Annotated in this window: 13 protein-coding genes; 3 read left to right on the top strand and 10 right to left on the bottom strand. The window is 64.3% G+C overall.

From position 1 onward, the window contains the following. Positions 1 to 3: 3 nt before the first annotated feature. Positions 4 to 2,859: a M16 family metallopeptidase gene (locus AC3D24_RS07770; protein ID WP_489029572.1), complete on the top strand. Its 2,856-nt coding sequence runs from the start codon at positions 4 to 6 to the stop codon at positions 2,857 to 2,859. Positions 2,860 to 2,967: 108 nt separating this feature from the next. Continuing rightward, entirely contained in the window at positions 2,968 to 3,978 is a 1,011-nt protein-coding gene (locus tag AC3D24_RS07775) for a cell wall hydrolase (protein ID WP_489029573.1), read from the top strand. Between the two features lie 815 nt (positions 3,979 to 4,793). On the opposite strand, the gene AC3D24_RS07780 is transcribed toward AC3D24_RS07775, so the two are convergent. The 5 genes from AC3D24_RS07780 to AC3D24_RS07800 all read right to left on the bottom strand — a co-directional run bounded on the left by AC3D24_RS07780 (position 4,794) and on the right by AC3D24_RS07800 (position 7,489). Beyond that, a complete protein-coding gene (locus AC3D24_RS07780) occupies positions 4,794 to 5,024 on the bottom strand; it encodes a hypothetical protein (RefSeq protein ID WP_056060610.1) in 231 nt (76 codons plus the stop codon). A gap of 105 nt (positions 5,025 to 5,129) precedes the next feature. After that, entirely contained in the window at positions 5,130 to 5,342 is a 213-nt protein-coding gene (locus AC3D24_RS07785; protein ID WP_031394996.1) for a cold-shock protein, read from the bottom strand. 278 nt (positions 5,343 to 5,620) lie between these two features. Further along, the gene (locus tag AC3D24_RS07790; RefSeq protein ID WP_489029576.1) at positions 5,621 to 6,034 is read right to left on the bottom strand and encodes a glycine zipper 2TM domain-containing protein; all 414 of its coding nucleotides are present in this window, start codon (positions 6,032 to 6,034) and stop codon (positions 5,621 to 5,623) included. Between the two features lie 77 nt (positions 6,035 to 6,111). After that, a complete protein-coding gene (locus AC3D24_RS07795; protein ID WP_489029577.1) occupies positions 6,112 to 6,555 on the bottom strand; it encodes a DUF3597 domain-containing protein in 444 nt (147 codons plus the stop codon). Then, entirely contained in the window at positions 6,515 to 7,489 is a 975-nt protein-coding gene (locus tag AC3D24_RS07800) for a hypothetical protein (protein ID WP_489029579.1), read from the bottom strand. The genes AC3D24_RS07795 and AC3D24_RS07800 overlap by 41 nt, the downstream gene beginning before the upstream one ends. 116 nt (positions 7,490 to 7,605) lie before the next feature. Between AC3D24_RS07800 and AC3D24_RS07805 the strand changes: the two genes are divergently transcribed. After that, entirely contained in the window at positions 7,606 to 8,256 is a 651-nt protein-coding gene (locus tag AC3D24_RS07805; RefSeq protein WP_489029581.1) for a hypothetical protein, read from the top strand. A 553-nt stretch (positions 8,257 to 8,809) separates the two neighbouring features. Here the strand turns inward: AC3D24_RS07805 and AC3D24_RS07810 are convergent. The 5 genes from AC3D24_RS07810 to AC3D24_RS07830 all read right to left on the bottom strand — a co-directional run bounded on the left by AC3D24_RS07810 (position 8,810) and on the right by AC3D24_RS07830 (position 11,135). Continuing rightward, positions 8,810 to 9,139, bottom strand: a complete 330-nt coding sequence (locus AC3D24_RS07810) for a hypothetical protein (RefSeq protein ID WP_489029582.1) — start codon at positions 9,137 to 9,139, stop codon at positions 8,810 to 8,812. Positions 9,140 to 9,245: 106 nt separating this feature from the next. Beyond that, positions 9,246 to 9,521: a type II toxin-antitoxin system RelE/ParE family toxin gene (locus tag AC3D24_RS07815; protein WP_489029584.1), complete on the bottom strand. Its 276-nt coding sequence runs from the start codon at positions 9,519 to 9,521 to the stop codon at positions 9,246 to 9,248. After that, positions 9,518 to 9,694 carry a type II toxin-antitoxin system RelB family antitoxin gene (relB, locus tag AC3D24_RS07820; RefSeq protein WP_489029586.1) on the bottom strand — a complete coding sequence of 59 codons (177 nt, stop codon included), beginning with the start codon at positions 9,692 to 9,694 and terminating at the stop codon, positions 9,518 to 9,520. Before relB ends, AC3D24_RS07815 begins: the two co-directional genes overlap by 4 nt. A gap of 65 nt (positions 9,695 to 9,759) precedes the next feature. Continuing rightward, positions 9,760 to 10,191 carry a hypothetical protein gene (locus tag AC3D24_RS07825; protein ID WP_489029588.1) on the bottom strand — a complete coding sequence of 144 codons (432 nt, stop codon included), beginning with the start codon at positions 10,189 to 10,191 and terminating at the stop codon, positions 9,760 to 9,762. 26 nt (positions 10,192 to 10,217) lie between these two features. Beyond that, the gene (locus tag AC3D24_RS07830) at positions 10,218 to 11,135 is read right to left on the bottom strand and encodes a hypothetical protein (protein WP_489029589.1); all 918 of its coding nucleotides are present in this window, start codon (positions 11,133 to 11,135) and stop codon (positions 10,218 to 10,220) included. Positions 11,136 to 11,147: the final 12 nt, after the last annotated feature.

Below are 11,147 nucleotides of genomic sequence, written 5' to 3' on the forward strand. Positions count from 1 at the left end.
TTCATGCGCCTCCTCCGCTCCGCGCTGCTGCTCACCGCGGCATGTCTTCCCGTAGCGGGGGTGGCGCAGACCGCACCTGTCCCAACGCAGGTTTTGGTAAAGCCGATCGCCTATACCGAGCGCACCCTGCCGAACGGCCTGCGGGTGTATGCGATCCGCGATACCGGCACGCCGAACGTGTCGGTGCAAATGTGGTACGACGTCGGTTCGAAGGACGACCCCAAGGGCAAGTCCGGGTTCGCGCACATGTTCGAACACCTGATGTTCAAGTCGACACGCAACCTGGTGTCGGAGCAGATGGACCGACTGACCGAGGATGTCGGCGGCTACAACAACGCGTCGACCAACGACGATTATACCAATTATTACGAGGTGATCCCGGCCAACCACCTCCAGCGACTGCTGTTCGCGGAGGCCGACCGGATGGCGAGCCTCGTCGTCGAGCCCAAGAGCTTCGGCTCGGAACGCGACGTGGTGAAGGAGGAACTGCGCCAGCGGACTCTAGCTCAGCCTTATGGCAAGCTGTTCTCGATCTATTATCCCGAGCTCGCCTATCAGGTTCATCCCTATGCGCGGCCGGGGATCGGTAGCCTGGAGAACCTCGAAGCCGCCGGGATCGACGACGTCCGCGCGTTTCATGCGACCTATTACCGGCCGGACAATGCAATTCTCGTGGTCTCCGGCAATTTCGATCCGGCGCAGTTGAACGGTTGGGTCGACCAGTATTTCGCCGGGATTAAGAAGCCCGCTGCTACGATCCCGCGCGTTACGGTGGTCGAACCTGCGCGGACCAAAGCGGTGACGCGGACCGTGTACGAGCCGAACACGCCGTTGCCAGCGGTGCTGGTCAGCTATCATGTCCCCGCGGACCGCGATCCGGATATCGCCGCGTTGACCGTGTTGAATGCCGTGCTGGCGACTGGCGAGAGTTCGCGGCTGTACGAGAGCGTCGTGTACCGCGACCAGCTGGCGCAGTCGGCGGCGGCGTTCCTCGATACCAAGCAGGCGACGGGCAATCTGGTCGTCTATGCAATCATGGCCGGGGGCAAGACGGTCGAGGCGGGCGAGGCTGCGGTCAAGCGCGAGATCGCCCGGTTGCGCGATGCTCCGGTGACGGCGGCGGAACTGGCCGAGGCGAAGAACGAAATCCTGACCCAGTCGATCCAGTCGCGCGAGACCGCCGAGGGCAAGGCGAGCACCCTCGCCGAGGCAGTGCTGGTCGACGGCGATCCGCAGGCGGCGGACAAGCAGCTCGCCGCGATCGCCCAGGTGAGCGCTGCGGACATTCAGCGGGTGGCGCGAAAATATCTGGGCGAGACCCAGTCGGCGACGATCCGCTACATGCCGATCGAGACGAGGCCGGCTGGCGGCGCGCCAGGGCCGGATTCGGAGTCTGCGGGCAATACGATCGCGGTCGCCTCGACGGTGCAGGTCGCCGACCTGAAGGCGCCCGCGACCGTCGAGATCGTGACGCCGGCGCCCGAGCCGCAGCGCATCCAGCCTCCCGCCCCGGGCGCGCCGGTTCTCCCGACGATCCCGCAGCCCATCGAGACGCGGCTGGCCAACGGCATGCGGCTGATCACGGTCGAGCGTCACGACCTGCCGATCGTCACCGCCTATCTGGTCACGACCGGCGGTGCCGCGACCGACCCGGCACAGCGCGCAGGCGCCACCAACCTGGCTGCGGAATTGCTTACCAAGGGAACGACGACGCGGTCCGCGACCGAGATCGCGCGCCAGATCGAAGGGCTTGGTGGCGCGATCGGCAGCAGCGCCGCGAGCGAAGGCGCCTCGGTCGACGTCACCGTCAAATCGGACCAGCTGGTCCCCGCGATGGCGATCCTCGCCGACGTCGCCATCCACCCTGCGTTTGCGCCCGCCGAAATCGAACGCGCGCGGACCCAGCAGATCGATGCCGTCACGCTGGCGTTGAAGGACCCGGCGGAACTGGCGGACATGGTCGCGGACTGGGCCGTGCTCGGCAACTCGCCCTACGGACCGCCGACCGGCGGCACGCCATTATCGCTGAAGACGATTACGCGCGCCGACCTGACCGCCGCCTATGCGCGGAACTTTCGCCCGGATCAGGCAACGCTGATCATGGCCGGCGACGTGACCGCTGCCCAGGCCAAGGCGCTGGCCGACGCCCAGTTCGCGTCGTGGAAACCGACCGGTGCCGCACCGGCGGCAGTGGCGCCGGTGGTCTATCCGAAATCGCGCGTCATCGTCGTCGACATGCCCGAGGCCGGACAGGCCGGCGTGGTCGTCGGGCGCTCCGCGATCCTGCGGTCCGATCCCCGCTATTACGCGCTCGGGGTCGCCAACACCGTGCTGGGCGGCGGGTTTTCATCACGGCTGAACCAGGAAATCCGGATCAAGCGTGGCCTGGCCTATGGTGCCAGCAGCGGGTTCGACGCGGGCAAGGCGCAGGGCACGATCACCGTGAAGACGCAGACCAAGAACCCGACCGCAGCGGAAGTGGTGACGCTGATCTCGGCCGAAATGACGCGGATGGGGCAGGCCACGGTGCCGGCGGCCGAACTCGATACCCGGAAGGCCGTGCTGGTCGGCAACTTCGGACGCGCGATCGAGACGACGAGCGGGGTGGCGAACATCCTCGGCAGCTACGTCCAGGGTGGCGTCCCGATCGGCGAATTGCAGCGCTATACCGGCGCCGTGGCCGCGGTAACCCCCGCTGCGGTGCAGTCCGCGGCGACTGCCCTGCTCGATCCGACCGCGGCCAGCATCGTCGTGGTCGGCGATGCGAAGCAGTTCCTCCCGGCGTTGCGGAAAGCCTATCCGACCGTCGAGGTGATCCCGGAGGCTGCGCTAAAGCTCGATACCGCCGCGTTAAGGTAACTGCGAGCCATCTTCGTCCCGGCGTGGGACGACGGAAATTCGAGTGCGGCGCGATCGTACGGAATAGACTATGGACCCCGTGCGTCGTTCGGACGCCGGGGTATCGACTTGCGCGTACGATTACAGACAGTTCGGCTGTTGCGCCGCATCTGGATCGCGATGGTCGGCGTCACGCTGATCGTCGGCGCTGGTATGTCGGCGCAGGCCGCGTTGCGCGCGATATCAGCGCGACATGATGCCGCCGCGGCGATGCAGGCGGCGGGTGATGGCGCGTTGACACCTTCACCCCTGATCGGCAGCGCGCAGGAGACGGCGGCGCCGGCGTCGGGGGTTACCGGCACGATCGACCTGCCCGACCTGCCGATCCCGGCAGGCTATCCCGTCGGTGCAGAGACGGGCGTCGTTCCCGCCCGCCCCTTCTCGGTGGCTAGCGCATCTCCGATCGATCGTGGTCGCGCCGCACAATGCCTGACCGCCGCAATCTATTACGAGGCGGCGTCGGAGTCGGATGCGGGGCAGCAGGCGGTCGCGCAGGTCATCCTCAACCGGGTGCGGCACCCCGCGTTTCCCGGCACCGTATGCGGCGTGGTGTATCAGGGCTCCGAACATGCCGGGTGCCAGTTCAGCTTTGCGTGCGACGGCGCGATGGCGCGGGTGCCGGCACGGACTGCGTGGGTGCGCGCCGCGCGCGCCGCCGGGATGGCGCTCGCGGGTTATGTCTACGCGCCGGTCGGGTTGGCGACGCACTATCATACCTATGCGGTGACGCCGGCGTGGAACCGGAGCCTGGTGATGACCGACGTCGTCGGCGCGCATTTCTTCCATCGTTGGAAGGGGTTCTGGGGCACGTCCGCCGCGTTCAGCCAGCGTTACGTTGGCGGCGAGCCTGTCCCAGGGCCGCATATGCCGGTCGAACCGCTTACGCCGGTCACGCCGCAGATGATCGCGGCGGCGACGGCAGGCGCGGTTGCCGTTCCCGTGCCGGCTGGTTCGGTGGTCGCCATGGTGCAGGCCAAGCCGATCTCTGCCGCGCCGGTCGCACCCGTCGCGACGGACATGCTGCCGCCGGAATCGCAGATTCTCGACCGGTGGAAGGATTCGGGCAAGCCGCTGAAATAACGGCGCTTTGGGTTCGCCTTCGCCGGTTCACCCGTTCGCTCGTTTGCGTTTCTCTGGTTTAGCCGCATGGCGCCTTTCCCTTTTTCATTGGGGGGAGAATCGCCGTTGCACGGTCTGCGCTAGTTTCCTGCAATCACGCATGAAACCGGCTTCGCGCAGCGGCGCGGAGGACGCGGAGGTGGTGATAGCGGGGGTAATGGATTGCCGTGTCCAGACTTATAAATCCTGGACCGGCGCTGAAGACTGGCGGCAGGCGACTGCAGTACGGGCATTGGGGATTTCGCCAGTAATCGACCCACGAACCCTATCGGCTTCGCCGAGCATGCCGCTTCCCTCTCTCGTGTGGTAAGAGCGCCAGCGTAGATTTGTCTACGGGAGCCATAGAGGCAGTTCGCCCCGGGCAGCGTTCAGTGACCGTGCCAGCACAGGGATCCCGTAGTGATTGAAGACTCTGCGCTCTCGGCGCCTCTGCGCGAACCCGTCCTTCCTGCTCCCCAGCTAGATATCCGGCCATACCGTAGCAGTCGACTGATCGCCCCTCGACGGACTTCGCCATGCGGCCCCCTTTTCTCTCACGAATGGAGAAAGACCGATGTCCGGGTTGCCGTGCAGCTGCTGCCCTCGCTGGCTAAGATGTTCGAATGCAGGTTCGGTTGGCAGGGAGCCACAAACGGGACTCTGCGGACTCAGCGCCTTAAGCGAACCATATCTTTCCAGCTACAATTCCGACCTCACCTCCCATAAAGCAAAACCCGGGCGCATCGCTGCACCCGGGTTTGGCCGCTGTGATCGAGATCGTATCCCGGAGATCGTGCCTATTCGGCAGGAACCATCGACGGGGTGCCGATCATCATGCGCTCACCACCGGGGGGAGCGGCTTCGCGCGCGGCGCGGAGGATCTGCGTGCGTTCTGCGCGCGAGGCCATGTCGTCCCAGGCCTTTTCGGCGCGGCGGCAGCGATCGCGGACGTTGTCGAGGAGGGCGGCATCGCCGTTGCGACGCTCTTCATCAGCGCGGGCCCGGTAAAATTCTGGATTATCGGCCATGCTGGTGCGCTCCTGCGGGAAATTTCAAAGGGGTGATGCGGCGGCCATGATAGCCGCCGCATCGCAACCGAGATCAGGTTGGCGGACCGTAATCCGCCAGCGAGATCAATCGGCTGGCTGGAGGTTCACGGCCGACTGCTTGCCACGCTTGTCGGGCTCGAGCTCGTAGGTGACGCGCTGGTTCTGGTTCAGCGTCGGCATGCCGGCGCGCTCAACCGCGGTGATGTGCACGAATGCATCGTTGCCGCCGCCATCCGGCGCGATGAAGCCATAGCCCTTGTCGGCGTTGAAAAACTTGACGGTTCCGGTGATAGCCATGAAGTGGCTCCTTCTTAGTAGAGAGTAACCCGACGTTCGGGCGACCCGTGCCGCGGAGCAGGGAAAGAAGGAGAAAGGTGCCGCAAAGCGCCAAGAACCGTCGATATGCGACTGTAGCTGAGCGCTATATGGGCCAAGACCGCCCGAATTGCAAATCTTGCCGGTAAAATGGGTCAAGAACTGCGTCGATTTACGCAGATAATATTTTCGCGTGCACCGCCATAAACGGCGATGATTTAGAACGACCGGCGCCGATATTTCGACGCCGGTCGAGGGATTTAACGGCAGCGGGTGTCGTTGCTGGAACGATCCACCGCACGCCCGGCAAGTGCGCCGCCGGCCGCACCGAGGACGGTGCCGAGCAAGCCCGAGCCGCCGGGGGCGATGACGTTGCCGAGCACGCCACCCGCGACTCCGCCGACGATCAGGCCGGTGGTGCCGTCGTTGCGACGGCAATAATAGCGGCCGTCATTGCCACGATAGACGCGATCGTTACGCGACAGGCGGCGCTCGCGGTACCGGCGGTCGTCGCGGTAATAGCGACCGGCATCGTAGCCGCCGTATGCGGGATCGACGTGGTTATAGTCGTAGGAACGATAGCGCGGATCGACGCCGTAGCGGCTGCCTCCGTCGCCGACGCAGCCGGCAACCATGGTAGAGGCGGCCAACAGGCCCAGCATCGCAACGCGCATTTCGTGTCCTTTCAGTGGGTTGATACTGAGGGCGTAATGATCGGCGCCGGGGTTTGGTTGCCGGCGCCGAAACACCGTTAGTCCTTGAGGTTGGCGGGCACGGTGCCGCCGTTCTTCTCCAGCTCGCGCATCACGGCCTTGATCAGCCACATGTTCATCTCCGCGCTGCCGTCCTTCGCACCGGTATAGCCGAGCTCGGTGGCGAGCTCCTTGCGGTTGTCGAGGCTCGAATCGAGATCGAGCAGCTTCATCAGGTCGACGATCGAGGTGCGCCAGTTGAGATCGGAGCCCTTCTTCGAGGCGATGCCCGAGAGGATGGCCTCGACGTCGACGGCCTGGGCGGGCGCTGCGGGCGCGGCCTGCGAAGTCGGAGCGGCGGGCGTTGGCGTCGGCGCGGGCTGTGCGGCAGTGGTCTGCGGCGCGGGAGCGGGTGCGTCGGCCTTGGGGGTACCGAAATGGCCGCTGCCGAGCGGGCCCTTCTCACCGAAGATTGCGGACTTGATCTTGCTGAAGATGCTCATGGGGGTCCCTGTCGTATAAGAGTCTGACGGCGGGAGAACGCCCGATCGGGGATTTGGGTGCAGGCGCCGCGACCGGGGGCGACGGAACGTCCGGGCGCTGCGGCTGGCCGGGATCGAGACCCGCGCGCGCGCCGGGCGCCGGTGCGACCGGTTCGTCGCAGCCGAGAGGATCGAAACTCGCCGCCAACGTGGCGATGCGGTCCGCGTCGGTGGCGCCGGCCGCCTCGGCGCCCGCTTCGTCGACGAGACCGCCGTCGATCGCATAGGCGACGAACCATGTATCGCGGTCGACGCCCTCGGTGATCGTCCGCTCGGCGATCTCGCGGTCGCGTGGCGCGTCGAGGATGATCGCCTCCTCGTCCGAACACTCCCGGCTGTACGCGTCTTCGCCGAACAGGCCGTCTTCGGTGTTGAAATACGGATCCGGCGGCGGAAAACAGGTCCGCCAGCCCTGCGAAATGGAGTCGAACCAGACCGGATGATCGCCGTCGCGACCATCCTGGTCAAAGTAAAGTACAGGAAGTGCAGACGCTGGCGCGCTTTCGACAGCGGGCTTCAGGTCCGGATCAAGCGCTGGATCGGGTGCCGGTTCGGGCGCGGGGTCCGGCGCCAGTTGCAGCAGTCCGGCGGCTTCGGCGCGTGACCATTGCTCGGCGGTCCAGTCGGCGCGGGCGGCGGGATCGAGATCGGTGACGTCGATCCCGGAGGCCACGCCGGCGGCGCTGCGCAGCCAGCGGTCAGCGCGGGCGAGTGCGAGGATCGGCGCCATCGCCGCTTCGGCTGCGCTCGGGGCTGATCCCGTTCCTGGCCCCGCGCCCGCCCCCGCCTGTATGGCGTCGGCATCGAGACGTTCGCCGAGGAACAGGCCGGCGCGGGCGGGGCCGGCGTCGCGCGCGATGATGTCGAGGAAGGCGTCGAATTCGGCGGCGACCATGCGGGTGGCGGCATTGGCGGTCTCGGTGGCGTCGGCCCATTCGCAGTATCGCTGCGAGCAGCGAGGGGACGATCGAGCCGGTTGAGCAAGGACATGGCGAGGCGGTTGTCGTAGCGGTGGCGCTCGATCACTTCGCCGTCGGGCCTGGTGACGCGCTCGGTCTGGCCGGCGATCGCGCGGAGGAACAGCGTCTCGGCGACGATCGGCCGCGCGACCAGCTTGGCGGCGTCCCAGCCGAGCGCGAACGCTGCGCCTGCCGCGCGGCGACGCAGCGTGTAGGCGGCACCGGGCGAGAGGCCGACGCTGGCGCTGGCTTCGTCGACGGTTGCGCCCTCGGCGATGCGTTCGAGGAAGCCGCGCTGGCGATCCGGGGTCCAGCCGTCGCTGCGCTGGGTGTAGCGGGTCGGGGTGGCTGGGATGTAGGTGCGCGGGGCGTTATCGGTTGGCGCGGCGGAGTCGGCTTGCGAGGGTGCGGGGTGATCGGGGGCGGTTTGCGAGGGGGTGTCGGATTCGCCGGCTTGCTCGGTGGCTTGATCGAGGCCGGGCTCCTGGAGAGCGGCGGTCACTTGCGCATGGTCCGGGCGAGCGCGGTCCAGCGGTCGCGGTTGGCGGCGATCTCGGGCGATACGGGGATGCGGGTGCCGATGCGGCCGGCGTCGACATGCGCTTGCCAAGCCATGACGTGGCGGACCGCGTCGGGGAGATGGTCGGGGATCGGGGGTTCGTACCGTGGCCGGGGGGCGGGCGTGGCGCGCGTTGCGATGTAGCATGACGGCGGGTCGGCCGGGGTGGGTGCGTTCGCCATGATTGATCCTCGCCTGAGAGAGGACCGATCAGGTATGCCGGATTGGGGTGTGTAGGACAGCGGTTTCGGGGGGGGCGGGATGCGTTGGCGGCTAGGGCGGCGGCCTTGTTCCCCCACGAACGCGGGGGCCCAGGAGCCACGATCGCTGTCCTGCTTGATCCTGGGCTCCTGCCTTCGCAGGAGAACGAAGGTGGAGGTTATGCCCTCCCCCGTCATGTCGGACCCTTCGACTTTGCTCAGAAGAGCCTTGTTCCGTTCTCCGCCGTTCCGCACGGCCGCCGCTATGGAGTTCCGGGGGACCGTGGACCCCGGAACCGGTCCGGGGTGACGGAGCGGGGGTGGTGGCGTCGGGATCAGCTTGGACCGTCCGGCTCTTCTGATCCTCCCCCGCAAGGGGGAGGTGGCACCGCAGGTGACGGAGGGGGAGGACACGCAACGAAGGTGATCGCTCCCTCCCCCTCCGTCTGGCAAGCGCCAGCCACCTCCCCCTTGCGGGGGAGGATCAGGGAGGCGCGTCAGCCGAGCGTCGAACCGCGATCCGCGGCGAACGACGGGGCCGGGCCGGTGGCGGGGCGGAGCGACTCGCGCTCGGCCTTGGTGGGGACCGCGGTGGGATCGGGGCGGAAGGCGTCCGGCGCGCGATCGGTCGCACCCGGGCGGGGCTTGTCGAGCGCTAGATCGGGCGCGGCATGCTCGGCGGGGTTGGCCTTCGAGCGCAGGAACACCGCCAGCAACGCACCCCCGAGGCCGATCGCCGCGGCCCCGATCGACAGCGCGTTGGTGCCGAACGTCTTGGCGTTTGGCTTGGGGCTGGGGACGGGCTTGTGCGGGTGAGGCTTGGTCATGGGAAAGTCCTTTGATGCAACCTCGGAAACGGACGGTCGGTGGCAGGGGTTCCGCTTTGCGTTGCCGCCCAAGATGCGTCCGGGCAACAATGACGGCTGCAGGGCTTCAAGGATATTGCTGGCGAGCGTGGAGGACGGCGAGGATCTCGATCGTCTCGGTGACCCGGTAAACCAGCAGGTAGTTTGGATGGACCACCGCCTCGCGGGTTCCGGCCAACCTTCCGGAGCGATAGAGGTAAGGATGATCGGGCAGGTTCTCTGCTGCATGCACAATCGCGGCGTTCAACCGCTCTGCGGCCGCAAAATTCCGCGCGCCGATATAATCGAGAATGTTCAGTAGGTCGCCCGACGCATCGTCCGTCCAGACGAGCGGAAGCGTCAACGCGGCTTGTGTTTGTCGAGGATAGCCTGCGCCATTGCCATCACTTCAGCGTGTGGAATGCTGGGTGTGTCCGATGCCATTGCACGCTCGACCTTGGCGCGGAACCATGCGTCATACGCGGCGGCTTCTTCGCTGGTAGCGAACTCCGACTCGATGGGGGTTAAGGCGGGCATGTCGATATATTACCTGCCTAAAGCGAAAAACCAAATTTCTTCGACCAGCATCAAAATTGACAAGATCAACGATGACTCAGCGGTCGAATTTTGAGAATACCCATCGTCGCCCAGATAAGCATAATAAGAGCGGGGCCTGCATAACACGACGAGAATAGTGTAATTATGTTGGCAGCCTGCAAGGATTGCCCTTGGCACCTAGATGCAATTACCGATGCTATCATCATGAATGCCAACCGCCATACCGCAGATCCGAATATCTCAATAAGCTGCGAAAACGACTTGGAATTTCGAAGAATACTAAATTCGTCGGCTTGAACATGAGCAGCCAAAAATGTCGCAGCAGCGATAACGAAGCCAAGCAGCGTTGCGGCCGTTCCGAACAGCGACAAACATACCGTCGATATGTCGCCTTGAACAACCCAGCAGAAGGGAGACCATTTTTCTGGAAAATAAAGACATAAAGCTACTACTGCTAACGATAGGGCCAGATCCATTGGGCGCCTATTGTTAAGATAGAGCCCTAGTCCCACAATGGGTTTCCAGCGGCAGCGGCAGAGAGCCTCGATTTTTTTGCATCGTATGCACGTTCGATGACTCGGAACGCCTCATCACTATTTAAACTTCTCGATTTTGCAGATTTCCTAGCAAATATCTCTACGGAAACGAGCTTCTCCTCAAGAATATCAACAAACTTTCGAGGTTTCGATCCGTCGGAGAAGCCGCTAACCCTGAGCGAGTTAAATCTATGCCTTTCAGACGGGTTCCCTTTAACCAACTGAGCTAGTCTGCGAGCCAATATTTTGAGACGTGCCTCAGACGACGAATTCGCAACAAGGTCTAACACGACCTTCTCACTGCTTCCCGCGCGCTCAGCCGATTTTATTGCATCTGCAAGATGGTTGTCGGCAGTGCGGATAAGCTCACTCATATCCGGCGGGATATCGAGTTCGATAAGTCGAACACGATCTAAATCTTCCAAGACCTCAACGATATCCCTTTCAAAAAGGGCGAGAAATTTTGGCGATGTTGGAAGGTTTTGCCCCTTCAGAAATAGATAATCGCCGAGCTTACTGATCTTTGGGGCATCTCTGTTCGACTCAACGGCTACATGCCCATCATCAAATATTACAATGTGGCCCACGTCGATCAGGCCCGCATTATCATCAAGGGAAAGTGTCCCTAGCACACCGTCCTTCTCAACATCCGGCAGCATGTCCCTCCTTGTTCTGCCGAACCTGAGCTTGATTGGATAGCTGACGGTATCGGGGTAAACTGACAGCAGCACATTCTCAGATAGGTCCTGTTGATATCGGCCTTGATCGTGAAATTCTAAACGACCAATTCGGCTAGCTGTCTCGGGAAGCAGAGCCTTGACGTCCGAGAAATGCTCTATCCGATAGAAAAAAACTTTCCGTGCTACTTGCCCCTCGTCAGCCATTCAAAGCTCCCC

The sequence above is a fragment of the Sphingomonas sp. SL1004 genome (genome assembly GCF_057815015.1).

What these genes read in the sequence shown, in the direction of transcription:
- AC3D24_RS07770 (WP_489029572.1), top strand. Translation starts at nt 4, where the DNA reads ATGCGCCTCCTCCGCTCCGCGCTGCTGCTCACCGCGGCATGTCTTCCC.
- AC3D24_RS07780 (WP_056060610.1), bottom strand. Translation starts at nt 5,024, where the DNA reads ATGGCCGATAATCCAGAATTTTACCGGGCCCGCGCTGATGAAGAGCGT.
- AC3D24_RS07785 (WP_031394996.1), bottom strand. Translation starts at nt 5,342, where the DNA reads ATGGCTATCACCGGAACCGTCAAGTTTTTCAACGCCGACAAGGGCTAT.
- AC3D24_RS07790 (WP_489029576.1), bottom strand. Translation starts at nt 6,034, where the DNA reads ATGCGCGTTGCGATGCTGGGCCTGTTGGCCGCCTCTACCATGGTTGCC.
- AC3D24_RS07795 (WP_489029577.1), bottom strand. Translation starts at nt 6,555, where the DNA reads ATGAGCATCTTCAGCAAGATCAAGTCCGCAATCTTCGGTGAGAAGGGC.
- AC3D24_RS07800 (WP_489029579.1), bottom strand. Translation starts at nt 7,489, where the DNA reads ATGGTCGCCGCCGAATTCGACGCCTTCCTCGACATCATCGCGCGCGAC.
- AC3D24_RS07810 (WP_489029582.1), bottom strand. Translation starts at nt 9,139, where the DNA reads ATGACCAAGCCTCACCCGCACAAGCCCGTCCCCAGCCCCAAGCCAAAC.
- relB (WP_489029586.1), bottom strand. Translation starts at nt 9,694, where the DNA reads ATGCCCGCCTTAACCCCCATCGAGTCGGAGTTCGCTACCAGCGAAGAA.
- AC3D24_RS07825 (WP_489029588.1), bottom strand. Translation starts at nt 10,191, where the DNA reads ATGGATCTGGCCCTATCGTTAGCAGTAGTAGCTTTATGTCTTTATTTT.
- AC3D24_RS07830 (WP_489029589.1), bottom strand. Translation starts at nt 11,135, where the DNA reads ATGGCTGACGAGGGGCAAGTAGCACGGAAAGTTTTTTTCTATCGGATA.